Source organism: Embleya sp. NPDC005971 (assembly GCF_040629175.1).
In the GTDB taxonomy this organism is placed as follows: domain Bacteria; phylum Actinomycetota; class Actinomycetes; order Streptomycetales; family Streptomycetaceae; genus Embleya.
This window is the reverse complement of sequence record NZ_JBEXUX010000108.1, coordinates 1-24,159: the sequence shown is the minus strand read 5'-3', so window position 1 is coordinate 24,159 and position 24,159 is coordinate 1. Positions and strand designations below refer to the sequence as shown.

The following is a 24,159-nucleotide window of genomic DNA, read 5'->3' as shown; positions in this document are numbered from 1 at the left end:
GGCGGCGCCGCGAACCGGCGCCGCCCACCCGGGACTTCACCGTGAGCAGCGCCGCGGGGGTCGGGGCCCGTGATCCGGGTCGGCATGGTGCCGTGGACGGGTGGCTGCCGGGGGCTGCCCGTGGGCCAGGGAAGTTCGGGGGCTCGGACGGGTCGGGGGGTGAGCAGGCGGGCGGTGTCGGCGTTCGTTCGCTCGATCGGTCGTGGGTCGGTCCTGGTGCTCAGGCCGAGTGGCGTGGGCTCGGGGCGGCGGACCGGGACGGGTGGATGGCGTGGTCCAGGGCGTCGTCGATCGCGTCGGCCAGGACTCGCAGGTGGTCCGCCCAGTCGGCGCGGGACATCGCCTGCGGGGCGATTCGGGCACAGCCGGCCGCGGTGAGCACGGCGACGGTTTCGGGGGCGGTCAGCGGGACGGCACCGAGGACCGGGCCGGCCGGGCTCGCGTACGGGTCCAGGTAGAGGAGCAGATCGGCGTCGACGCCGGGACGGGCGCGATGGTCGGGACCGGGGTCGGCGGCGGGGTCGGCGACCTGCAGGCTGCGCAGAACGTGCTCGATCGCGCCCGCGAGGGCCCAGGCCGGCCCGCCCGGCCGGCCGTGTGCGCAGAGCCAGGCGCAGGCGCGGTCGCCGGCCGAGGTCAGCCGTTCCAGGGCCGCACGCTGTTCGGGGGAGAGGCGGGTGTCGGCGACGGTGCGGGCGTCGCCGGTCGGCGGGACGTGATTGCTCATGCCCGGTGAACGAGCGACACCTCGACAGGTCGCTGTCCCGGTGCCGGCGGCCCCGGCGGTAGGCCGAGTGGCGGAGTGACCGGGGCTACGGGTGGGGTGTCGTGCCGGATGGGAAGTGTGAGCGTTCCCCGTTGTGGTCGAGGATGATCAGGAGTTCCACCGGCTCGTCCTGAGCCCCGAAGGAGTGCGGGGTCATCGTGGAGAACTCGGCCGCGTGGCCGGCCTGGATCAGGATCACCCGCTCACCCAGTTGCAGCCGGGCGGTGCCGGACAACACGGTGAACCATTCGCGGCCGGGATGCACCTTCAGGTGTTCGGTGCCGGTCGGCCGGTCGCGGGTGATCCGCAGCTTCGCCACGGTGACGCCGTGCAGCGAGCGCTCGCCGGACAGGAGCCAACTGGTCATGCCTTCGGTGTGACACTCCTGCGGCCGGATCACCACGTCCTCGTCGTCGACGGACTCGACGAGCTGGTCAAGCGTGGTGTCCAGGGCCCGGGCGATGGCGACCAGTTGGTCGAGGGCGATCCGGCGGTGCCCGGTCTCGATCCGGCTCAGGTTGGACGGACTCAGGTGACAGCGGGAGGCGAGGGCGTCCAGCGACCAGCCGCGCGCGAGGCGCAACCCGCGGATACGGTGCCGGACGATGTTGTCCAGACCCAGTTCTTGCGTCATAGGCAATAGTGTATGTGTCGGGCGCATGGATGCGTCTACCGTTGAGGCATGAGCACGCACTCTCATCCGCACCCCGAGCAGCACCGGCACCTCCACCACGCACACCCGCACCACACACACGCGGACCGGCTCCCGGATGCGGGCGCGGACGCGCCGGCGGGCGGCCACGACGAATCCGGGTGGGCCGACATGCTGGACCTGGACGCCGAGGTGTTCGGGCCGTACCTGGACGAATTGACCGACTGGGTCCGCCGGCACGCCCCCGAGGCGCCGCGCCGGATCGCCGACGTGGGCGCGGGCACCGGCACCGGGAGCCTGGCGCTGGCCCGGCGATTCGAGGCGGCCGAAATCGTGGCGATCGATCGATCGGCGGCGCTGCTCGACCGGCTGCGGGCGGCGGCGCCGGGGGCCGGGCTCGCGGCGGATCGGCTTCGGATCGTGCAGGCCGACCTGGATGTCGCCTGGCCGTCCGTCGAGGCCGTGGACATCGCGTGGGCGGTGTCGTCGCTGCACCACTTCGCCGATCCGGACCGCCTGCTCCGCGACCTGTACGCGGCGCTGAACCCCGGCGGCCTGGTGGTGATCGTCGAGATGGACGCGCAGCCGCGTTTCCTGCCCGACGATCTCGGCATCGGCCGACCCGGGCTGGAGGCGCGCTGTCACGAGGTGGCGGCACGGGCGGGGGCGAACGCGCACCCCGATTGGCGGCCGTACCTGGAGCGGGCCGGTTTCACGATGACCGCGCAGCACACCTTCACGATCGAGGCGAGTCCGGCGCCGCCGGGTGCGCGACGCTACGCGGACGGTCTGCTGCGCCGCTTCCGCGACGCGTTCGACGACCGGTTGGCCGCCGACGACCTCGACACACTCGACCACCTGTTGGCGGACGACCACCCCGACGCCCTGGCGAACCGCCGCGACCTGACACTGCGCAACAACCGGACGGCCTGGGCGGCCCGACGCCTCTGACCCACCGGCTCCCGCCGCCGACCTGCCCGTGCCGCGCCGTGGGCGCGGTACGGGCGGTGAGGTGGCCCCGGGAGACGGGTTCCCCTTGGTCGGAACCGGAGTCGGGGTGCGTCCGACTACTCGAATATGTATGCCCCCGCGCGGAACCCGCACCAGGAAGACCCACCCCCCGTGACTGGGGTCGAGCCCGGCACCCGCACGTCCGCACCGGACCCGAACGCCCCCGTACCGGGCCCGAACACGGCGACGTCCAGCCCGAACCGCGTTGAGCCGGAACGTGATCGCGCCGAAGTCGTCGAGTTGTACGGGCGGGCGTACAAACGTGATCCCTACCCGCTCTACGCCGAGTTGCGAGAGCGTGGGCCGGTGCATCGGGTGCGATTTCCCAGTGGGGTCGGGGCCTGGCTGGTCACCGGGTACGAGGCCGCGCTCGACACGCTCAACGATCCGCGGTTGGGGAAGAATCACGACCTGGGGAACGATCGCTGGCGGGCCCTCGCCTCGATCATGCCCGAGCCGCAACACGCGCAACTGCAGGTGCATCTGCTGCATCAGGACCCGCCCAAGCACACCGCGATGCGGCGCCTGGTGACCGACGCGTTCGCCCCACGTCGGATCGACGCGCTGCGACCGCGCATCCGACACCTCGCGGACACGCTGATCGACGCCATGCCCGTGACCGGCGGCGCCGATCTCGTCGCGTGTTTCGCCGCTCGTTTCCCGTTCCTGGTGCTGGCCGAAGTCATCGGCCTCCCGCCCGAGTCGGCGGCCGGATTCCGGCGCGAGTGGTGCAAGGTGGTCCAGCCGGTCGGGCCGCGCGATCCCGGACGTGCCGACTACGAGGGGCGGTTGCGCGCGCTCCAGGGCTACATCGCCGACGTCGTCGCCGACCGGCGCGCCCACCCGGACGAGGGCCTGCTCGGCCGACTGGTCGCCGCGCACGGTGCCGGCGACCTCACCGACCAGGAACTGGACTCGATGGTCTTCCAACTCCTGGTCGCCGGACAGGAACCGGTCACCAACCAGATCAGCACCGCGCTGACGACCCTGCTGCGCCATCCCGAGCACCTGGCCCGACTCCGCGCGGACCCCTCCCTGTTGCCCGGCGCAGTCGAGGAACTCCTGCGCTACGACAGCGCGTTCGAACTCACCACGTGGCGTTTCCTCGGCGCGGACGACGACCTGCACGGCACCGTCGTGCCCGCCGGCGACTCGGTCATCGTCTCGCTGTGCGCGGCCAATCGGGACCCGAAACGTTTCCCCGACGCGGACACCCTCGACTTCGACCGCAGCCCCAACCCGCACCTCGCGTTCGGACACGGCATCCACTTCTGCCCCGCCGCCACCCTGGCCCGGGTCGAACTCCAGGTCGCCCTGGGCGCCCTGCTGGCGCGGCTGCCCGACCTGGCTCCGGCGGTACCGGTCGAGGACATCGACTGGATCCCGGCCGTGCTCGCGCGCGGCGTCGACGCGCTGCCGGTCACCTACCGCGCACGCGACTGAGCACGCGGAGCAGCCGACCCATGCACGACGCCCGACCCCGCGACCCCGCACACCCCCTCGCGGTCGGCGCCGCGATCCTGAACCTCCTGCTGCCCCACCGGCGCGCGGCGGAGCAGGAGCGCCGGCCCGGCCGCGACGCCGCCGCCGAGCCCGGATCGATCACCGACTTCCCACACCAACTCGACCGCCTGGCCCGCTTCGTCGACCGCGACGAACCCGTCGTGTTGACCCTCCCGGCCTTCCCCTGCAAGTCACCCAATCCGAACAAGGTCCTGGGCCGGCTCCCCGACGAGGGCGAACGCCTGAGCCTGGCCTTCCTGGACCGACTGTGCGCCGCGATCGCCCGCGTCCACCCACCCGGCGCCCGGATGCTGATCTGCTCGGACGGCCACGTCTTCGCCGACCTGATCGGGGTCCCGGACCCGCACATCGACGCCTACGCCGACGAACTGCGCGCGATCATCGCCCGGGACGACCTGCGCCACCTGGGTGTCTTCGACCTGCGCGACGTGCGCGGCGAGGAGACCCACGAGCGCAAACGTGCCTGGCTGCACGCGCGACACGCGCCCGGCGTCGCGCAGTTGCGGGCCCAGGTGCGCTCCGACGAGGACACGCTGCGCCTGTATCGCGGCATCACCCGGTTCCTCTTCGAGGACGCGGTGGACTTCCCCGGCACCCGCTCGGCGCTGCAACGCGAGTGCCGCACCCGCGCGTACGGCGTCATCCAGCGCAGTCGCGCCTGGGGCGACCTGATCGCCGAGCGGCACCCGGACGCGCTGCGCCTGTCCATCCATCCGCAACGACGCGGCTCGGAGAAGTTCGGCATCCGACTCCTGGACGCCCCGGACGTGTGGGCCACCCCCTGGCACGCCACCGTCCTGCATCGCCCGGACGGTCGCCCGCACCTGCTCCACCGCGCCGACGCGGCCCGCCTGGGGGTGCTGGTGCACCGTGACGGACGTCCCAGCCACTACCGCCAGGAGTCGGCGGCCCGCCCGGCGGCCGACCGGCCGGACCCGCTCGGCGCCGGCCGGCGGTAGATCCGGGAGGGCCGCGGAACCGAGGGGCGCATTGAGACACACCGGACGCTTAGCTTAGGCTTGCCTAACAAGTGCGGCGCATTCGGGTCGTACGACGCCGCCCCTGCTCGGTGACGCACCGCAGTGGAATCATTACCGACTGTTCGGTTGGCAAAAACCGCCCGGTCGGACAGAAAGAGGTCATCGATGTCCCCGCTCCCCATCGGTCTGCTCCGTCGCCGCCTCGCGGTCCCGGCCGCCGTCGCCGCACTCGCCCTCACGCTGGGCGCCTGTGGTGCCGACGACAAGGACGCCGAGAGCGACAAGGCCGGTGCGCCCGCCGCGCCCGCCGCCACGCAGGCGGCGTTCCCGGTCACCATCAAGAGCGCGCTGGGCGATGCGAGGATCACACGGAAGCCCGAGCGGATCGTGACGCTGGGCCAGGGATCGACCGAGACCGCGATCGCGCTGGGGCAGGTCCCGGTGGGCATCGAGAGCTACGAGTGGGGCAGCGACAAGTCCGGCTACCTGCCCTGGGTGCACGAGGCGGTCACCAGGACCGGCGGCAAACTGCCCAAGCAGATCAAGGGCGGCGAGGAACTCGACATCGAGGCCATCGCCGCGCTCGACCCGGACGTCATCCTCGCCCCCTGGTCCGGCCTCACCCGGAAGCAGTACGACCTGCTCAAGGACATCGCGCCCACGGTCGCGTATCCGGAGAAGGCGTGGAGCACCGACTGGGACCAGCAGATCGACATCGTCGGCAAGGCACTGGGGCAGCCGGACAAGGCCCGGGACCTGACCGCCAAGATCAAGCAGCAACTCGCGGATGCCGCCGCAACCCGGCCGAACTACAAGAACGTCACGTTCTCCTACATCTACACCACCGGCCCCGGCACCCTGGGCGTGTTCAAGCCCGAGGAACAGCGCGTCTCGGTGGTCTCCTCGCTCGGGCTCAAGCTCGACCCGATCGTGAACACCTTCCCGGAGACCGACGGCACCGACTCGGCGATCATCGGCCTGGAGAACGCCGACAAGCTGGCCGCGAGCGACGTCGTCTTCACCTTCTACACCGATGCCAAGACCCGCCAGGAGATCGAGGCCCAGCCCCTGTACGCGGCGATACCGGCGGTCAAGCGCGGCGCCGTGGTGGCGAGCAACGACAACCCGTTCGTCACCGCGTCCTCGATGATCAACCCGCTGACCGTGCCGTGGAGCATCGAGCGCTACCTGCCGCTGATCGACGCCGCGGTCGCCAAGGCCGGCAAGTAGTCGAGGCCGAGACCCGACGCGGATGAGTGCCGATTCGCGCCTGCGTACGACCGGCGTCGGTGCCTCGCGCACCGGCGCCGGTCGTACGGTCGCGCTTTTGACCACGAGCCTCGCGCTCCTTGCCGTGGCGCTCCTGGCGAGCGTGATGTTCGGCAGCAGGACGACCTCGTTCGGCGACGTCGTGGCCGTGCTGACCGGCCGCGGCGACCCGTACCTGACCACCGTGGTGGAGAGCCGCTACCCGCGCACCGCGCTCGGCGTGCTCGCCGGCGCCTGTCTGGCCGTCGCCGGCACCCTGATGCAGGGCGTCACCCGAAACCCGCTCGCCGACCCGGGACTGCTGGGCATCAACGCCGGCGCGGCGGCCGGCATCGTCACCGGCACCGCGTTCGCCGGCGCCACCGGAAGCTGGGCGGCCCTGTGGTGGGCCCTGCCCGGCGCCCTGCTCGCCGGCTGCTTCGTGCACGTCCTGGGCGCGGGCGGGCCGGGCGGCAGTCCGGTGCGACTGGTGCTGGCCGGCGCGGTGTCGTCCGCGGTGCTCGGCGCGTACATCCAGGCGGTCGCGCTCAGCAAGCCCAAGGTCTTCGACAGCTACCGCTACTGGGTCGTCGGCGCACTGGGCGGACGCGACTGGGACGTCTTCTGGTCGGTGCTGCCGTTCGCCGTACTCGGCCTGTGCGTCGCGCTGTTGCTCGGCCCCGGCCTGAACGCGCTGGCCCTGGGCGACGAATCGGCCACCGCGCTCGGCGCCGACCCGGCGATGCTGCGTGCGGGCGGCCTCGCGGCTGCCACCGTGATCAGCGCCGCCGCCACCGCGGCCGTCGGCCCGATCGCCTTCGTCGGCCTGGGTGTCCCGCACATCGTGCGCGCCTTGGTGGGCACCGACTTCCGACTCCAGGTCGGCTTCGCCGCACTGCTCGGGCCTGCCCTGCTGCTGCTCGCGGACGTCGTCGGCCGAGTCCTGCTGCGTCCCCAGGAACTGATGGTGGGCGTGGTCACCGCGTTCGTCGGCGCGCCCGCGCTGCTGATCGCCGTACGCCGGATGCGGGAGAGCGGATGAGCGCGTCGAGGGAGACCGTGCGCCCACGCGGCTACCTGCGGATCGGGTCGGTGATCGCCCTTCCGGTGCGCGGCGCCGGCGTGCTCGCCGCGATCGTCGTACTGGCACTGACCGTCGCCGCCGCGGTCGCCACACTGACCCTGGGTCGGCTGGGCATCGCCCCGGGCGACCTGCTGCCCGCGGTGTTCGGCGGCGCGGAGGGCAAGGAGAAGTTCGTGCTCAACCGGCTGCGCGGGCCGCGGCTGGTGGTGTGCCTGGGGGCGGGCGCGGCCTTCGGGCTGTCCGGCGCGCTGTTCCAGACCGCCACCCGCAACCCGCTGGCCGGCCCGGACGTGATCGGCCTCAACAGCGGCGCGGGCGCCGGAGCGGCGATCTTCGCCCTCACCCTGCCCGGCGACACCCCCGTGTGGATCGGCGCGCTCCTGGGCGCGACCGGTGCGATGGGCATCGTGCATCTGGCCACCGGCAGCGGCTTTCGCGACCCGGGACGCCTGGTCGTCGCCGGCATCGGTGTCGCCGCGATCGGCACGGCCGTCACGCAGTACGTCGTCTACGTCGTCGAACGCGACAAGGCGAGCGCGCTCAGCGCCTACGTCAACGGCAGCGTCGCGGCCCGCTCCTGGGACGACGCGACCACCATCGGGCTGGTCCTGCTCGTGGTGATCGGCCCGGCCGTCGCCCTGTCCCGGCACCTGGACCTGGGCGAACTGGGCGACGAGACGGCGCGCGCCCTCGGCGGCAACCCGGGCCGAACCCGCACGTCGGCCGTCGTACTGGCCATCGTGCTGTCCGCCGGCGCGGTCACCGTGGCCGGCCCGGTCGCCTTCATCGCGCTGACCGCGCCGCAGATCGCCCGCCGACTGACCCGCGGCACCGGCCCACACCTGGTGTTGTCCGCACTGGTGGGCGCGCTGCTGCTGACCGTCGCCGACCTGGCCGCGCAACAACTGCCGTACGTGGAACCCCTGCCCGTCGGCATCTACACGCTCGCCTTCGGCGGGGGCTACCTCGGATACCTGCTGACCCGCGAATGGAGGAGTGGACGACTGTGAACGGCAAACCGGCGCCCGCCCCGGCCGGGCTGAGCGCCCGCGAGCTGACCCTGACCTACGGCCGCGCCCCGGTCGTCGAAGGCGTCGACCTGGACATCCCGCCCGGCGGCCTCACCGTCATCGTCGGTCCCAACGGGTGCGGCAAATCCACCCTGCTCAAGTCCTTCGCCCGGGTGCTGGAGCCGGTACGCGGCACGATCACCCTCGACGGCAGGGACGTACACACCCACCGGGGGCGCGAGTTCGCCCGCAAGGTCGCGCTGCTCCCGCAGAGCCCGATCGCGCCCGAGGGGATCAGCGTGCGCGGCCTGGTCCGGCGCGGGCGACACCCGCACCACACCCTGCTGCGCCAGTGGTCGCCGGACGACGACCGGGCGATCGCGTTCGCGCTGGACCGCACCGGCCTGACCGACCTGGCCGGCACCCCGGCGGGCGACCTGTCCGGCGGTCAGCGCCAACGGGCCTGGATCGCGATGGTGTTGGCCCAACAGACGCCGATCGTGCTGCTGGACGAGCCGACCACCTTCCTGGACATCGCGCACCAGTACGACCTGTTGGAACTGTGCGCCGAGTTGAACACCGAGGGCCGCACCATCGTGGCGGTGCTGCACGACCTCAACCAGGCCGCCCGGTTCGCCTCGAACCTGGTGGTGATGAAGGCCGGCCGGGTCGTCGCCGAGGGTCCGCCCGCCGACGTGCTCACCGCCGCCCGGGTACACGAGGTCTTCGGCCTGGCCTGCGACATCGCCCCCGACCCGCTCACGCACACCCCGATGGTGATCCCGCACGCCCGCTCCTCGACCGTGTCGGCGTCGCGGACTCGCCGACCACGATCGCTGCGGTAGCAGCGACGGCCGCCGCCGTCCCCGGTGCCGAGTCGGTCCTGGTCGAGGGCATGGGCCACAGCCTTCCCCGCGAACTGTGGTCCCGATTCGCCGCGTTGATCGCACAGTTGGTGCAGCGGGCCGAGGCCGACGCCGCCGGTCGATCGCGCTGAGCGGGTGAACGGTCCGCCGCCCGTGGGGGACGGCGGACCGTTCGGCGCACCGCCGGACCTGGTTGGGGGGCAAGTCTCCGGCGGCTCCGGCGAATGTATCCGTCCGCACCGACACCGAGGCCGATCCGAGCGAGCGTGCGGCCGGTGAACCGGGGTGCGGCGAACCGGCCTCAGTCGCCCGCCGCCGCGTACACGGCTGTCACGGCGGTCGCCACCAGGGCGGTCACCGCCGCCGGGTCCCGGGCGGGATCGCGGCGGGCCAGGCCGTCGTAGGTCTCGAAACCGGTGAGCTGCCAGATGACATCGATCGTTTCGTCGGCGGCCGTCTGCTCCCGGGCGTCCAGCAGCGTGGTCAGCGCGGTGCGGCGCATGTCGTCGCGCTCGCGGAGCAACCGGTCCAGTTCCGAGTCCATGACGGCCATGCCGCGCAGCCGGCGGATCACGAGCGGATCCGAGGCCCAGAAGCGGCAGAAGCTCTCGGCGAACCGGCGCAGCGCCGTGTCGGGATCGGCGGCGCCGAAGGCCGCCGGCAGGTCGATCTCCGCCCGGGTGGCGAGCGAGTCGAACAGGGCCTCCAGCAGGCCGGACTTGCCGCCGAAGGCGTTGTAGATCGTCTGCCGGGACACGTCCGCCGCCTTGGCGATCGCGTCCACCGAGATCTGGGTGGGTTTCGGGGCCGCCAGCAGCGCGCGGGCGGCGGCCAGAATCCGCTGCCGGGTCTCCTCTGCGGCGGATTGGCGCTTGTCGGACTTGTACACACGCGGACTCATGCGGCTTGCCCCTTCCATCATTTTGGATTTACTGTCTGTCCATTGAATCCTACGCGACCCACCGGATCGCGCCTACCCCGGCCTGCCCGGAAGCGTTTTCGGGCCGACCGCGATCGCTCGTCTCCCCTCTCCGACTCCGACACGCGACCGCCGACCCCGCCCCTTTCGACCATCCTCGATACAGGAGTGCACCATGACCACCCCACAACCGCTCGACGGCCGCGTCGCGATCGTGACCGGCGCCAGCCGCGGCATCGGCGCCGCCACCGCACGCGCCCTGCACCGCGCCGGAGCGGCGGTCGTACTCGCCGCCCGCAACGCCGACGCGCTGGCCGCGCTGGCCGCCGAGATCGAAACGGCCGGCGGTCGCGCACTCGCCGTGCCCACCGACGTCACCGACGCCGCCTCCGTCGAACGCCTGGTCGACGCGACCGTGGAGCGATTCGGGCACCTGGACGCGGCGGTCAACAACGCGGCCGGCGGCGGCCACCCGCCCACCCCGCTCGCCGACGTGGACGTCGCCGACTTCGACAGCGCGCTGTCGGTCAACCTGCGCGGGGTCTTCCTGGCCATGAAGTACGAGATCCCCGCGATGCTCGACTGGGGCGCGGGCACCATCGTCAACATGTCCTCCACCGCCGGACTCCAGGCGGTCGGCGGACTGAGCGGCTACGTCGCGGCCAAGTTCGGCCTGATCGGGCTCACCCGCACCGCCGCGCTCGACTACGCCGACTCGGGCCTGCGGGTCAACGCGCTCGCGCCCGGACCGATCCACACCGAACAACTGGAGGCCGCCGGCGACCAGGCCCGGCAGGCCGCCGCCCAGGCCATGCCGATGCGGCGGATCGGCCTCCCGGAGGAGGTCGCGGCGGCGGTGGTGTGGTTGTGCTCGGACGAGTCGTCCTTCATCACCGGCGCCACACTGCCGATCGACGGCGGCAAACTCGCCGGCTCGCCGCCCTTCCGTCGGCCCGCCGCCGGCCCGCGAGCGAACCGGACCACGACGTGAACCTGCTCGTCGTCGGCGCGGCCGGCGGTACGGGCGCCCGCCTGGTCGGGCAGGCCCTGATCGCTGGCCACCACGTCACCGCCCTGGCCCGACACCCCGAACGCATCACCACGCGCCACGAACGGCTGCGCGTCGTGGCCGGCGACGCACTGAACCGCTCCTCGATCGACGTCGTACTGCCCGGCCACGCCGCCGTGCTCAGCGCCCTGGGCGCCACCACCCGGGCCCGCACCACGATCTACTCGCAGGGCACGGCCAACCTGCGTCGATCGATGGCCGGCGCGGGCGTGCGGCGGCTGATCTGCCTCTCCTCCGGTGCCCTGGACTCGGGAGCCGGTACCCCGGCGGCCCAACGCCTGGTCACCCGGCTGATCATCCGGCCGCTGCACCGCCACGCCTACGCCGACATGCGGCGCATGGAGGACGACCTGGCCGCCGACGACACGGTCGACTGGACCGTCATCCGGGCCCCCATGCTCAGCAACGGACCACACACCGGCAGCTACCGATTCACCCACGACGGGGACGACCCCCTGGACCGGCCGACGCAGATCTCCCGCGCCGACCTCGCGGACTTCGTCCTGGGCCACCTCGACGACCACGCCGTCTTCCGGCGCCGCGTCTCGCTGTCGTACTGACCGCGGCTCGTCGCGGCACTCCTTCGTAGCGGCACGCCTTGCACCGGCACTCCCTTGTCCCGGCACGCCTTCGTGCCGGGACACCTTCGTGCCGGCACCGCCTCGTCCCGACACCGCCCGGCCCCGACCGGGCCGCCGAGCCAAGAGGAAAGACCATGTCGACAACCCGGGCGGCGACCCCGCCCTCCGCTCCACCGAGACCGCCCGCACGCGGCTGGGAGCGCTACGCCCGCCTGGTCGCGGGCCGCCGCTCCAAGTGGGCCGTCCTGGCGATCTGGGTCGTGCTGACCGCCGTCGGCGGATCGCTCGCCGCGAAGATCGGTTCGGTCCAGGACAACGACCCGCAGACCTGGCTGCCCGCGAACGCCCAGTCGACCAAGGCCATGGACGTCGGCGAGAAGCACTTCGCCGACAAGAACGTCAGCACCGCCGTCGTCGTCTACGCCCGCGCCGGCGGCCTCACCGACGCCGACCTGGCCAAGGTCGAAGGCGACCGCACCACGCTCACCACGAAGGGCGCCGCGGCCGGAACGGTGCCCGCGCCGGTCGTCGCCGAGGACCGCAAGGCGGTGTTCCTGAGCGTCCCGCTGCGCACCGCCAAGAACGACGGCGAGGTGCTCGGCGACGGCGTCCACGCCCTGCGCGACCTCGCCCGGGCGAACGCGCCGAACGGGCTCGACGTCAGGATCACCGGCCAGGCGGGCAACGTCGCCGACTTCATCGACATCTACTCCGGGATGGACGTCGCCCTGCTCGGCGCGACCCTCGGCCTGGTCGCGCTGCTCCTGCTGATCACCTACCGCAGTCCGGTCCTGTGGCTGATCCCACTGGTGTCCGTGGCCCTGGGCGCGCAGATCGCGAACGGGGTGGTGTACCTGCTCGCCAAGCACGCCGGATTGTTGGTCAACGGGCAGAGCGCGTACGTACTGACCGTCCTGGTCCTGGGGGTCGGCACCGACTACGCGCTGCTGTTGGTCGCCCGCTACCGCGAGGAACTGCGCCGGCATCAGGACCGGCACGAGGCGATGACGCAGGCGCTGATCAGGTGCCTGCCGGCGATCACCGCGTCCGCGCTCACCGTGATCGCGGCGACGCTGTGCCTGGTGTTCGGCAGCATGAACTCCACCCGGGGGCTCGGCCCGGTGGTGGCCATCGGGGTCGCGGTGGTGTCGTTGGCGATGACCTCGCTGCTGCCGGCGCTGCTGGTGATCCTGGGCCGCTGGACGTTTTGGCCGTTCGTGCCGCGCTACGCGCCGGACGCCGCCGCCATATCCTCCGCCCGGGCCGGTCGCGGGTTGTGGGCCATGGTCGCCTACCTGGTGGGCCGCTCGCCGAGGTTGTTGTGGATCGGCACCGCACTGGTCCTGGGGGCACTCGCACTCGGCGCCGTCGCCACGAGCACCGGCCAGACCCAGGCGGAGCAGTTCACCAAGGAGGTCGACTCGGTCGGCGGCCAACGACTCCTGGCCGCGCACTTCCCCGCCGGATCCGCCGCGCCGGCCGACGTCTACGTGCCCACGGGCGCAACCACGACCGTGCTGGCCGTACTCGACGGCGTGCCGGGCGTGCGATCGGCGACCGTCGACCGGTCCGCGGGTGGGTGGACCCACCTGGACGTGGTCCTCGCCGACGCCCCCGACACCCAGGCGGCCCGGCATACCGTGCAACTGATGCGCAGCACCCTCGACCACGCGCCCGGAGCCGCGTCCGACGCCGTGGTCGGCGGCCAGAGCGCGGTTGCCCTCGACACCTCCGACGCCCAGGGCAGCGAGGAGAAACTGCTCATCCCGCTGGTGCTCGGCATCGTGCTGATCATGCTCGTGGTGCTGCTGCGGGCGCTGGTGGCACCGATCGTGCTGCTGCTGTCGGTGGTGCTCTCCTATGCCGCCGCGGTGGGTGCCGCCGTCCTGGTCTTCCGTGCCCTGGGTCATCCGCGCATCGACCGGGGGCTGCTGCTCTTCGGCTTCCTCTTCCTGGTCGCGCTCGGCATCGACTACACCGTGTTCCTGATGACCCGGGCCCGGGAGGAGGTCCGCCGGCGCGGCCACCGCGAGGGCATGCTGACCGCGCTGACCGTCACGGGCGGGGTGATCACCTCGGCGGGGATCGTGCTCGCCGCCACTTTCGCGGTGCTCACCGTCATCCCGACGGTCACGTCCCTACAGCAGGGTCTCCTGGTGTCCATCGGCGTGCTCCTGGACACTTTCCTGGTCCGCAGCCTGCTCGTGCCCGCCCTCGCGCTGGACATCGGGCCGCGCATCTGGCGCCCCGGCCGACCGGAGCGCAACACCTGAACCGTCGAGCCGGGTGAGGGGAGGAAAGGGGGTCGGCGTCGGTCGGGGAGCAGTGGGCCGAGGAGCCCCCGACGGGTCGGGCCGCGCGAGTAGGGCAGGATGGGCGTCATGAGCAACGTCTACTTCGACATCAGCATCAACGACGCCCCCCAGGGCCGCATCGTCTTCGCCCTCTTCGACGAGGTCGTCCCGGAGACCGCGCGCAACTTCCGTGAATTGGCGACGGGACAGCACGGCTTCGGCTACGCCGGTTCGCCGTTCCACCGGGTGATCCCGGAATTCATGCTCCAGGGTGGCGACTTCACCCGCGGCGACGGCACCGGTGGCAAGAGCATATTCGGGGAGAAGTTCGCCGACGAGAACTTCACCCTCAGGCACGACCGCCCGTACCTGCTGTCGATGGCGAACGCGGGCCGCAACACCAACGGCTCGCAGTTCTTCATCACCACCGCCGTCACCTCCTGGCTCGACGGCAAGCACGTCGTCTTCGGCGAGGTCGTCGAGGGCAAGGAGCTGGTCGACCAGATCGAGAAGCTCGGTTCGCGCTCCGGCGCCACCAAGGGCAAGATCGTGGTCGCCGCGTCGGGCGTCGTCGACGCCGCCAAGGGCTGAGCACCGCCGGGTTCCGGACCCGATCGCCACGGCGATCGGGTCCGGAACCCACCGGACGGCCGTCGGCCCCGATCAGCCGGCGACGGCCAGCCGGTAGCCACGCTTGGTGACGGTCTTGATCAGGCCCTTGTGCGGTCCGAGCGAGGTGCGCAGTCGGGCCACGGCCGCCTCGACCGCGTGTTCGTCGGCGGAGGTGTCCCGCCAGACCCGGCGCAGGAGTTCGGCGCGGCTGAGCACCCAGCCCGGCCGTTCGGCCAGTGCGCGCAGGACCGCCGCCGACACCGGCGACAACGAGATCACGCCACCCTCGACCAGGACCGCGCTGCCCTGGAGGATCAGACGATCCGTACCGGTGTCCAGCTCCCGTCGAACCCGGCCGGGCAGCGTCTCGGTGACCGTGCGTACCAGTGAACCCAGTCGCCCGCGCTCCGGCCAGACCGCCTGCACGCCCTCGTCGGTGAGCGGCTTGGCGCAGATCCCGCCTATGCACACGGGCAGCACGCTCGTCCGCAACGCGGTCAACACCTCCTCGTGTCGCCCCAGTTCGTCGGCCGCCTGGAGGAACGCGCCGATCGCGGGCGCACTGGTGAAGGTGAGCGCGTGCAGCTCGTTCCTGATCACCTGCTCGACCAGGCGGCGTACCGCGATCGGATCCTCCGGCGGCCCCCACCGATACACCGGCAGCTCGATCACCTCGGCGCCGCGCTCGCGCAGGATCGAGGCGAACTCCCCTAGTGGCGCGCCGTGTTCCTGGAGGGCTATCCGACGGCCGCGCAGATCCCGGGCGAGCAACCAGTGCAGGAGTTCGTCGTTGGCCTCCGAACCCGGCGAGTAGGTCTCGCGCAGCCCGGACGCCCGCACCGCCCCGGTGGCCTTGGGGCCACGACTGATCACCGTCGCGGCCTCGCAGGCCCGGCGCAGTTCGGCCGATCGTCCCCAACCCTCGGCCGCGTTCATCCAACCGCGCCAGCCCACGCCGGTCGTCGCGACCACGTAGTCGAGCGGTTCGACCAGACAGCGCTCGGTGGCGAGCCGCAGTACGTGGTCCTCGCGCAGCGGAATGATGCTGAGCGTCGCGGTGCCCACGACCTTCGCGCCACGACGTTCGAGCAGCGCGACCAGTTCGTCGCGGCGCCGGGCGGCCGTGACACCGACGGTGAGCCCGACCAGGGGTTCGGCGGCGGCGTTTGTCCGAGTAACCATGCAAGGAGAGTGGCGGGCCGGCGTTACGGGGGTGTTGCGGCATGATCACCCCGGGGTTAGGTCTCGACTTCTCGTGCGGCTCTTCGGTGTCGCGGTTCTCACGATCGACACCCGGGCCGGTGAGGCAGCCGTACCGTCGGCGCAACATCACAGACCAGGCGGCGTAACCGTAGGTCGCGACGCTACCGACATGACGACGCACGCCGGGACCACGACGACGGACACCCATTGCCCGTACTGCTCACTCCAGTGCGGGATGGGCCTGCGGACCGCCGCGCCCGAGTCGGGTGGATCGGGCGAATGGCCTGCTTCGGCTGCCCCGGACGTGTTCGTCGAGGTGGTCGAGCGGCCCGGGTTTCCGGTCAATCGCGGTGCGCTGTGCGGCAAGGGGCAGAGTGCGGCCGAGGTGTTGCGGCGCGGGGTACGGCTGACCGCGCCGCTGGTGCGCGACGGCGACGGGGTGCTGCGCGAGGCCGAATGGGACGACGCGTTGGACCGGGTCGCGGCCGGATTGGCGGCGGTCGGCCGGGCGCACGGGCGCGATGCCGTCGGGGTGTTCGGCGGGGGCGGCCTGACCAACGAGAAGGCGTACCTGTTGGGGAAGTTCGCCCGGGTGGTGCTGCGGACGGCGAACATCGACTACAACGGCCGGTTCTGCATGTCCTCGGCGGCGGCCGCGGGCAAGGCGGCCTTCGGGATCGATCGGGGGCTGCCGTTTCCGCTGGAGGACATCACGCGGACCGGCTGCGTGATCCTGGTCGGGGCCAATCCGGCGGACACCATGCCGCCGGCGCTGCGCTACTTCACCGACATGCGCGCGGCGGGCGGGCGACTGGTGGTCGTGGACCCGCGGCGGACCCGGACGGCGGCCGAGGCCGACCTGCACCTTCAGCCGGTGCCGGGCACGGATCTGGCGCTCGCGCTGGGTCTGCTGCACCTGCTGATCGCCGAGGGACACGTGGACGAGGAGTTCGTGGCGGCGCGCACGGTCGGCTTCGACGCGGCGCGGGCGGCGGCGATGGCGCACTGGCCGGAGCGGGTCGAGCGGATCACCGGCGTACCGGTGGAGGCGATGCGGGACGCGGTCGCGATGTTCGCGTCGGCGCCGGCGGCCATGGTGCTGACGGCCCGCGGCCCGGAGCAGCAGAGCAAGGGCGTGGACACGGTCGGGGCCTGGATCGATCTGTGCCTGGCCGCCGGGAAGGCCGGTCGACCCCTGTCCGGGTACGGCTGCCTGACCGGCCAGGGCAACGGGCAGGGCGGACGCGAACACGGCCAGAAGGCCGACCAGTTGCCGGGCTACCGGATGATCACCGACCCGGCCGCGCGGGCACATGTGGCGGGGGTCTGGGGAGTGGACCCGGATTCGCTGCCGGGGCCCGGGCGTTCCGCGTACGAACTGTTGGACTCCTGCGGTGAGGAGATCCGCGCGCTGTTCGTGATGGGCTCGAACCCGGTGGTGTCCGCGCCGAACGCGGCGCACGTGACGGCCCGCCTCGCGGCGCTCGACTTCCTGGTGGTGACGGATGTGGTGTTGTCCGAGACGGCGGCACTGGCCGACGTCGTGTTGCCCGGCGCCCAGTGGGCCGAGGAGAGCGGGACCACGACGAACCTGGAGGGCCGGGTGATCCTGCGTCGGGCGGCGCTGCCGGTACCGGACGGCGTGCGCACGGACCTGGTCACGTTGAACGAACTCGCCCGGCGACTGGGTGTCGAGCGTGGCTTCGCGACGGACGCCGAGGAGGTGTTCGACGAACTGCGTCGAGCGTCGGCGGGCGGCGCGGCGGACTACGCGGGCATCACGTACGACCGTATCCGGGCCGAGGACGGGGTGTTCTGGCCGTGCCCGGAGGTGGGCCACCCGGGCACGCCCCGGCTGTTCCTGGACCGCTTCGGCACGCCGGACGGGCGCGCGCGCTTCGCGGCGCCGACGCACCGGGCCTCGGCCGAGGAGCCGGATACCGAGTATCCGCTGTATCTGACCACGGGTCGGGTGCTGAGCCAGTACCAGAGCGGGGCGCAGACGCGCCGGGTGCCGGCCCTGAACCGGGCGGCGCCCGGGCCGTTCGTGGAACTGCATCCGGACCTGGCGGAGCGGATGGGGGTGGGCGAGGGCGACCCGGTCTCGGTCACCAGTCGTCGAGGACGCGCGGTCGCACCGGCCAGGCTGTCCCGGGAGATCCGGCCGGACACGGTGTTCATGCCGTTCCACTGGGCGGGGGAGGGACGGGCGAACACGGTGACGAACGCGGCCCTGGACCCGGTGTCGGGGATGCCGGAGTTCAAGGTGTGCGCGGTCCGCCTGGATCCGGTCGGGAAGGTCGGGAAGGTCGGGGAAGCCGGGTCGACCGGGTCGGCGGCGGGGGGACGCGGGGGCGCGGCCCTGAGCGGCAGCGCCGGTGCGTCGAGCGATGGTCTCGGTGAGGCGGTGCTCGCGCGGGCGAGCGGCGCCCCCGGTGGTGGGAGGTGAGCGTGGTGCGGGTCGGAGTGGTGGGCGCGGGGATGGCCGCGGCGCGGTTCGCGCAGCAGGTGGCGGCCCGGGACCCCGGGATCTCGGTGACGATGTTCGGGGACGAGGCACATCCGCCCTACAACAGGGCACTGCTCGCGGACGTGCTCAGCACGCGCTTCGGGGCCGAGGCGATCGGGTTGCCGGTCGGGCCGACGGCGGTGGTGCGGGTCGGGGCGCGGGTCGCCGCGCTCGACGCGCGGCGGCGCGCGCTTCGGTTGGCGGACGGCGAGGTGCACACGTTCGACGCGATCGTGCTGGCGACCGGCGCCGGGCCGGTGTTGCCGCCGATGCGGAACCTGCGGGTCGCGAGCACGGCGAGCGGGTCGGCCGGGCGCGGTGGTGAGCCGAGTCTGGATCTGCTCGCGGGGGTGCACGCGTTCCGCTCGTTGGCCGACTGTGCCGCGCTGGCCGCCGCGGCACCCGGGGCCGAGCGGGCCGTGGTGATCGGTGGCGGCGTGCTCGGGGTGAGCGCCGCACGCGCTCTGGCGGCCCTCAGGGTCGCGGTCGAAATCGTGCACCAGGGACCACATCTGATGGAGCGTCACCTCGATGCGCCGGCCGCCGCCGCGTTGCTCGCCGGCCTTGCCGAACTCGGTGTCGCGGTCTACCTCGACAACCGGGCTCGGGCCCTGACCGGCACGGACCGGGTGGCCGGCGTGGAACTGGCCAACGGACACGTGCTCGACGCGGACCTGATCGTGCTCGCCTGCGGGGTGCGTCCCCGGGTCGCGCTCGCCCGGGACGCGGGGCTGCGGGTCGACACCGGCATCGTGGTGGACGACCGGCTGGGCACCTCGGCGGACGGCATCCACGCCATCGGGGACTGCGCCGAGTTCGCCGGGGACGTACACGGGCTCGCGGCGGCGGCGTGGGATCAGGCGGACGTACTGGCCGCGCACCTCACCGGCGGCGGGCAGCGCTACGCCGGGTCGCGGCCGATGATGCGGCTGACGGCCGGGCCGTTGGCGGTCGCCGCGTTCGGCGCGACGGGCGCGCGGGCGGGCGACGACGTCGTGCGCGTCGCCGATCCGACCCGCAACGCCTACAAGAAGCTCGTCATGCGCGGCGACCGCCTCGTCGCCGGGATCCTGATCGGCGATCTGTCCACCGCCGGTGCCCTGACCCGGGCCTTCGAGCGCGACGATCCCCTGCCGGCCGATCCGCTGCACCTGTTGGCGGTGCCGGGGGCGTATCGATGACCGCGTCGCGCCGACGGCTCGGCGCCGGTCGGGGTCGGGAGCGTGGTTGACGGCGGGATCGGGAGGTGCGTGCGGGCGGGTGCGGGTGTCGGTGTCGGGTTCGGGGTTTTCTGGTGTCGGTGGAGGAGTCGGGCGTGAGTGATGTCGGGAAGACGAATGTGGTTGTGGTCGGCCACGGCATGGTGGGGCAGCGGTTCGTCGAGGCGCTCGTCGAGCAGGCGGGTGGGCGGGTCGCCGTCACCGTGTTGGCCGAGGAGCCTCGGCGGGCCTATGACCGGGTGCATCTGACGTCCTGGTTCTCGGGCGCGACGGCGGAGGAACTGTCTTTGTGCAGCGCCGAGTTCGCACGGCAACATCAGATCGACATTCGGCTCGGGGATCCGGTCGAGGCGATCGATCGGGTCGGCCGTACGGTGACCACCCGGGCCGGCCGCAGTGTGCCGTACGACGTGCTCGTGCTGGCGACCGGGTCGTATCCGTTCGTGCCGCCGGTGCCGGGGCACGACGCGGACGGGTGCTTCGTGTATCGCACGATCGAGGACGTCGAGGCGATCGAGGCCGCCGCGCGCGGTGCCCGGGTCGGCGCGGTGGTCGGCGGCGGGCTGCTCGGACTGGAGGCCGCCGGGGCGCTGACCGCGATGGGGCTGGACACCCACGTGGTCGAGTTCGCACCGAGGCTGATGGCGATCCAGGTCGACGACGGCGGCGGGGAGGTGTTGCGGCGCAAGGTCGAGGAATTGGGGGTGACCGTGCACACCGGCGCGGGCACGCAGGCCGTCACCACCGGCGCCGACGGGCGGGTGTCCGGCATGACGTTGTCGGACGGCAGCGAACTGGCCGCCGATCTGGTGGTGTTCTCGGCCGGAGTGCGGCCACGGGATCAACTCGCCCGCGCCGCGGGCCTCGCGGTGGGCGAGCGCGGCGGCATCGTGGTGGACGAGCGCTGCCGGACCGCGGACGCGCACATCCTGGCCATCGGCGAGTGTGCGCTGGCCGCCGACGGGCGGGTGTACGGGTTGGTCGCACCGGGATACGCGATGGCCGAGGTGGCCGCGGCCGAGATCGCCGGTGCCGGGACGGACGGATTCACCGGCGCGGATCTGTCGACCAAGCTCAAGCTGCTCGGCGTCGAGGTGGCGAGCTTCGGCGACGCGCACGGCACGGCCGAGGGTTGTGTGGAGGTGCTCTACTCCAACACCCGGGCCGGCGTGTACAAGAAGCTGGTCATCGGCGCGGACGGGCGGCTGCTCGGTGGGGTGCTGGTCGGCGACGCGGAGGCGTACGGCACATTGCGGCCGTTGACCGGCGGGGCCCTGCCGGTGCCGGCCGAGCAACTCGTGTTGCCCGCGTCGATGGGCGCGCCGGTGCGGTTCGAACTGCCGGACGAGGCCGTGGTCTGCTCGTGTCACGCGGTGACCAAGGCGGTGATCCGAAACGCGGTCACGGCCCAGGGGTGCCACGATCTTCCCGCCGTCAAGAAATGCACCAAGGCCGGTACCGGGTGCGGGAGTTGCGTCAAGCTGATCGGCACGATCGTGACCGAGGAGCTGGCCGCCGCCGGGATCGAGAGCATGCGCGGGTTGTGCGAGCACTTCGCCGAGCTCACCCGCGCCGAGTTGTACGAGATCGTTCGGGTCAAGGGCATCACCTCCTTCACCCGGTTGCTCGACGAGCACGGCAGCGCGGGCACGACGGGCGGTGACGGGTGCGACATCTGCAAACCCACCGTCGGTTCGATCCTGGCGAGTCTGGCCCAGGGGCACATCCTCGACGGCGAACAGGCCGCGCTCCAGGACACCAACGACCACTTCCTGGCCAACATCCAGCGCAACGGCTCGTATTCGGTCGTCCCGCGCATCCCCGGCGGTGAGATCACCCCCGAGGGCCTGATCACCATCGGTGAGATCGCCCGCGACTTCGGCCTGTACACGAAGATCACCGGCGGCCAGCGGATCGACCTGTTCGGTGCGACGGTCGACCAACTCCCGCAGGTCTGGAGCCGGTTGGTCGCCGCCGGCTTCGAGTCGGGGCACGCGTACGGCAAGGCGCTGCGGACCGTGAAGTCGTGTGTCGGCGAGACCTGGTGCCGCTACGGCGTACAGGACTCGGTGGGCCTGGCGATCGAGCTCGAACTGCGGTACCGGGGCCTGCGTTCGCCGCACAAGCTCAAGTCCGCGGTGAGCGGGTGCGCCCGCGAGTGCGCCGAGGCGCAGAGCAAGGACTTCGGGGTGATCGCCACCGCCGAAGGTTGGAACCTGTACGTCGGCGGCAACGGCGGGATGACCCCGCGCCACGCCGACCTGCTGGCGAGCGACCTGGACCACGACACGCTGATCCGCACGATCGACCGCTTCCTGATGTTCTACATCCGCACCGCCGACCGGCTGGAGCGCACCGCGCCCTGGGTGGCCCGGATGGAGGGTGGCCTCGACCACCTGCGCGCGGTGATCATCGACGATTCGCTCGGGATCTGCGCCGACCTGGACGATTTGATGACCCGGCACGTCGGCACCTATCGGGACGAGTGGGCCCAGACGCTGGCCGACCCCGATCGGGTCCGCCGGTTCGTGTCCTTCGTCAACGCGCCGGGCACCCCCGACCCCACCGTCCGGTTCACCGCCGAGCGGGACCAGATCAAGCCCGTGTTGTTCGAGAAGTTGGAGGTACGCGGACGATGACCACGAGTATCGAGTCGACGACCACGCTCACCGTCGAGATCGCCGGCGAAACCGGTTGGCAGCCGGTGTGTTCGTACGCCGACCTGGTGCCCGGCAGGGGTGTCGCGGTGCTGATCGAGGGACATCAGGTCGCGGTGTTTCGGGACCGGACCGGGCAGCTCTACGCGTTGGCCAACCGCGATCCGTTCAGCGGCGCGTACGTCATCTCGCGCGGCATCGTCGGGCGGCGGGGCGCGGTGCCCACGGTCGCGTCGCCGATGTACAAGCAGGTGTTCGACCTTCGTACGGGTGCCTGCCTGGACGAGGACGAGGGCCCCGACGGGGAGCCGGCCGCGTTGCGCACGTGGGCGATTCGGGCGCGCTGAGCGGCGCCCGGGTACGCCCGGAATTCTCACACCGGCGCGACGCCGATCCTGAGCGAGTTGTAGCGCCGGCGACCGACAGCACGTAGTGCGCCGAAATCTGTGCTTCCTAGCGTGAGGGACCGTCAGCCGGAATTTCCTCCTCGGACAGGCAGGTCCCAGTGACGACGAGCACGTCAACCACCAGTACTTCCAAGCCCGTTGCGGCAACCGAGCCCGGCCCGCTCGACGATTGGCGGCCCGAGGACGAGGTGTTCTGGGCCCAGGCCGGGGCCCGGATCGCCCGGCGCAACCTGATCTTCTCGGTCCTGTCCGAGCACATCGGCTTCTCCGTCTGGAGCCTGTGGTCGGTCATCGTGCTCTTCCTCGGCCCGGAGTACGGGTTCGACCCCGCGCAGAAGTTCACCCTGACCGCGGTGCCGACCCTGGTCGGCGGCGCGATGCGGATCCCGTACACGTTCGCGGTCGCCCGCTTCGGCGGCCGCAACTGGACCGTGGTCAGCGCGCTGTTGTTGCTGCTGCCCACCGCGGCGATCGCGATCGTGTTGGAACCGGGCGTCTCCTACCGCACGTTGCTGGTGGTCGCGGCGCTGGCCGGGGTCGGCGGCGGCAACTTCGCCTCCTCGATGGCGAACATCAACGCGTTCTACCCGCAGCGGCTCAAGGGGTGGGCGCTCGGGATCAACGCCGGCGGCGGCAACCTCGGGGTGCCGGCGGTGCAGTTGGTCGGCCTCGCGGTGCTCGCGACGGCGGGGGCCGGGCACCCTCGGCTGCTGCTCGTGGTCTACATCCCGCTGATCGTGCTCGCCGCGTTGGCGTCCGCGCGCTACATGGACAACCTGCCCGCGTTGCGCAACGACAAGGGCGCGATGCGCGAGGTCGCCCGGGAGCCGCACACCTGGGTGATGGCGCTGCTGTACATCGGCACGTTCGGGTCGTTCATCGGCTTCGGGTTCGCTTTCGGGCAGGTGCTCCAGGTGCAGTTCCACGACGAGTTCGCCACCCCGGTCAAGGCGGCCTACCTGACCTTCCTGGGACCGCTGTTGGGCTCGCTGGTGCGCCCGGTCGGCGGTTGGTTCGCGGATCGATGGGGCGGTGCGCGGGTCACGTTCTGGAACTTCGTCGCGATGGCCGGCGCCGCGTTCGTGGTTTACCTGGCCTCGCGGCAGGAGTCGCTCGGGCTGTTCCTGACCGGCTTCGTGCTGCTGTTCGTGTTCAGCGGACTGGGCAACGGCTCGGCGTACAAGATGATCCCGGCGATCTTCGCGGCCAAGCTCGGCCCGGGCCCGGCCGCGCGGCGCAAGTCCGGTGCGCTGATGGGCGTCGCGGGTGCGGTCGGCGCGCTGGGCGGGGTGCTGGTCAACATCGCCTTCCGCGAGTCGTTCCTGAACTCCGGCCGGGGCGACGCGGCCTACCTGACCTTCCTCGCCTTCTACGGGCTGTGCCTGCTGGTGACCTGGGCGGTGTACCTGCGCCCCTCGGCACGGCGGCTGACGGGGGTGTGAGGCCGACTGCCCCCGCCGACCGGCGGCCGGTCCGCCGCACCGCGACGAATTCGGCCTCGTGTCCCTCGGCCCGCAGTTCCTCGGCGGCGAGTTGGCACAACCTGC

At 72.1% G+C, this 24,159-nt stretch carries 20 protein-coding genes; 16 read left to right on the top strand and 4 right to left on the bottom strand.

Translation table 11 applies throughout. From position 1 onward, the window contains the following. Positions 1 to 220: 220 nt before the first annotated feature. On the bottom strand, positions 221 to 727 hold the full coding sequence (locus ABZ374_RS45660; RefSeq protein ID WP_360324047.1) for a hypothetical protein: 507 nt from the start codon (positions 725 to 727) through the stop codon (positions 221 to 223). A gap of 85 nt (positions 728 to 812) precedes the next feature. After that, positions 813 to 1,400: a helix-turn-helix transcriptional regulator gene (locus tag ABZ374_RS45655; RefSeq protein WP_360324045.1), complete on the bottom strand. Its 588-nt coding sequence runs from the start codon at positions 1,398 to 1,400 to the stop codon at positions 813 to 815. A gap of 48 nt (positions 1,401 to 1,448) precedes the next feature. Between ABZ374_RS45655 and ABZ374_RS45650 the strand changes: the two genes are divergently transcribed. The 7 genes from ABZ374_RS45650 to ABZ374_RS45620 all read left to right on the top strand — a co-directional run bounded on the left by ABZ374_RS45650 (position 1,449) and on the right by ABZ374_RS45620 (position 9,120). Then, positions 1,449 to 2,369, top strand: coding sequence for a class I SAM-dependent methyltransferase (locus ABZ374_RS45650; protein ID WP_360324043.1), 921 nt, complete (start codon positions 1,449 to 1,451; stop codon positions 2,367 to 2,369). A 300-nt stretch (positions 2,370 to 2,669) separates the two neighbouring features. Further along, entirely contained in the window at positions 2,670 to 3,872 is a 1,203-nt protein-coding gene (locus tag ABZ374_RS45645) for a cytochrome P450 (RefSeq protein ID WP_360324049.1), read from the top strand. A gap of 20 nt (positions 3,873 to 3,892) precedes the next feature. Continuing rightward, complete coding sequence (locus tag ABZ374_RS45640) at positions 3,893 to 4,912, top strand: isocyanide synthase family protein (protein ID WP_360324041.1); 1,020 nt, start codon at positions 3,893 to 3,895, stop codon at positions 4,910 to 4,912. A gap of 186 nt (positions 4,913 to 5,098) precedes the next feature. Further along, on the top strand, positions 5,099 to 6,163 hold the full coding sequence (locus tag ABZ374_RS45635) for an iron-siderophore ABC transporter substrate-binding protein (protein ID WP_360324039.1): 1,065 nt from the start codon (positions 5,099 to 5,101) through the stop codon (positions 6,161 to 6,163). 22 nt (positions 6,164 to 6,185) lie between these two features. Further along, positions 6,186 to 7,223 (top strand): iron ABC transporter permease, encoded by a 1,038-nt coding sequence (locus tag ABZ374_RS45630; protein ID WP_360324037.1) that lies wholly within the window; start codon positions 6,186 to 6,188, stop codon positions 7,221 to 7,223. Then, positions 7,220 to 8,275 carry an iron chelate uptake ABC transporter family permease subunit gene (locus ABZ374_RS45625; protein WP_360324035.1) on the top strand — a complete coding sequence of 352 codons (1,056 nt, stop codon included), beginning with the start codon at positions 7,220 to 7,222 and terminating at the stop codon, positions 8,273 to 8,275. The genes ABZ374_RS45630 and ABZ374_RS45625 overlap by 4 nt, the downstream gene beginning before the upstream one ends. Next, a complete protein-coding gene (locus tag ABZ374_RS45620; protein WP_360324033.1) occupies positions 8,272 to 9,120 on the top strand; it encodes an ABC transporter ATP-binding protein in 849 nt (282 codons plus the stop codon). Before ABZ374_RS45625 ends, ABZ374_RS45620 begins: the two co-directional genes overlap by 4 nt. A 322-nt stretch (positions 9,121 to 9,442) precedes the next feature. Here the strand turns inward: ABZ374_RS45620 and ABZ374_RS45615 are convergent, their stop codons facing one another. Beyond that, the gene (locus ABZ374_RS45615; protein ID WP_360324031.1) at positions 9,443 to 10,042 is read right to left on the bottom strand and encodes a TetR/AcrR family transcriptional regulator; all 600 of its coding nucleotides are present in this window, start codon (positions 10,040 to 10,042) and stop codon (positions 9,443 to 9,445) included. Between the two features lie 193 nt (positions 10,043 to 10,235). Here ABZ374_RS45615 and ABZ374_RS45610 point away from each other — a divergent pair, with 193 nt between their 5' ends. The 4 genes from ABZ374_RS45610 to ABZ374_RS45595 all read left to right on the top strand — a co-directional run bounded on the left by ABZ374_RS45610 (position 10,236) and on the right by ABZ374_RS45595 (position 14,595). Continuing rightward, entirely contained in the window at positions 10,236 to 11,051 is an 816-nt protein-coding gene (locus ABZ374_RS45610) for a glucose 1-dehydrogenase (protein WP_360324029.1), read from the top strand. Further along, entirely contained in the window at positions 11,048 to 11,689 is a 642-nt protein-coding gene (locus tag ABZ374_RS45605; protein ID WP_360324027.1) for an NAD(P)H-binding protein, read from the top strand. The genes ABZ374_RS45610 and ABZ374_RS45605 overlap by 4 nt, the downstream gene beginning before the upstream one ends. 155 nt (positions 11,690 to 11,844) lie before the next feature. Further along, entirely contained in the window at positions 11,845 to 13,983 is a 2,139-nt protein-coding gene (locus ABZ374_RS45600; protein ID WP_360324025.1) for an MMPL family transporter, read from the top strand. Between the two features lie 99 nt (positions 13,984 to 14,082). Further along, entirely contained in the window at positions 14,083 to 14,595 is a 513-nt protein-coding gene (locus tag ABZ374_RS45595; protein ID WP_360324023.1) for a peptidylprolyl isomerase, read from the top strand. Positions 14,596 to 14,667: 72 nt separating this feature from the next. On the opposite strand, the gene ABZ374_RS45590 is transcribed toward ABZ374_RS45595, so the two are convergent. After that, a complete protein-coding gene (locus ABZ374_RS45590) occupies positions 14,668 to 15,798 on the bottom strand; it encodes a uroporphyrinogen-III synthase (RefSeq protein ID WP_360324021.1) in 1,131 nt (376 codons plus the stop codon). 190 nt (positions 15,799 to 15,988) lie between these two features. Here ABZ374_RS45590 and ABZ374_RS45585 point away from each other — a divergent pair, with 190 nt between their 5' ends. From ABZ374_RS45585 to ABZ374_RS45565, 5 genes are all read left to right on the top strand, one after another. Further along, the gene (locus ABZ374_RS45585) at positions 15,989 to 18,268 is read left to right on the top strand and encodes a molybdopterin oxidoreductase family protein (RefSeq protein ID WP_360324019.1); all 2,280 of its coding nucleotides are present in this window, start codon (positions 15,989 to 15,991) and stop codon (positions 18,266 to 18,268) included. After that, on the top strand, positions 18,265 to 19,509 hold the full coding sequence (locus ABZ374_RS45580; RefSeq protein ID WP_360324017.1) for an FAD-dependent oxidoreductase: 1,245 nt from the start codon (positions 18,265 to 18,267) through the stop codon (positions 19,507 to 19,509). Before ABZ374_RS45585 ends, ABZ374_RS45580 begins: the two co-directional genes overlap by 4 nt. Before the next feature lie 134 nt (positions 19,510 to 19,643). Beyond that, entirely contained in the window at positions 19,644 to 22,187 is a 2,544-nt protein-coding gene (gene nirB, locus ABZ374_RS45575; RefSeq protein ID WP_360324015.1) for a nitrite reductase large subunit NirB, read from the top strand. Further along, complete coding sequence (nirD, locus tag ABZ374_RS45570; protein WP_360324013.1) at positions 22,184 to 22,552, top strand: nitrite reductase small subunit NirD; 369 nt, start codon at positions 22,184 to 22,186, stop codon at positions 22,550 to 22,552. Before nirB ends, nirD begins: the two co-directional genes overlap by 4 nt. A 158-nt stretch (positions 22,553 to 22,710) precedes the next feature. Beyond that, a complete protein-coding gene (locus ABZ374_RS45565; RefSeq protein WP_360324011.1) occupies positions 22,711 to 24,054 on the top strand; it encodes a nitrate/nitrite transporter in 1,344 nt (447 codons plus the stop codon). Positions 24,055 to 24,159 lie beyond the last annotated feature (105 nt).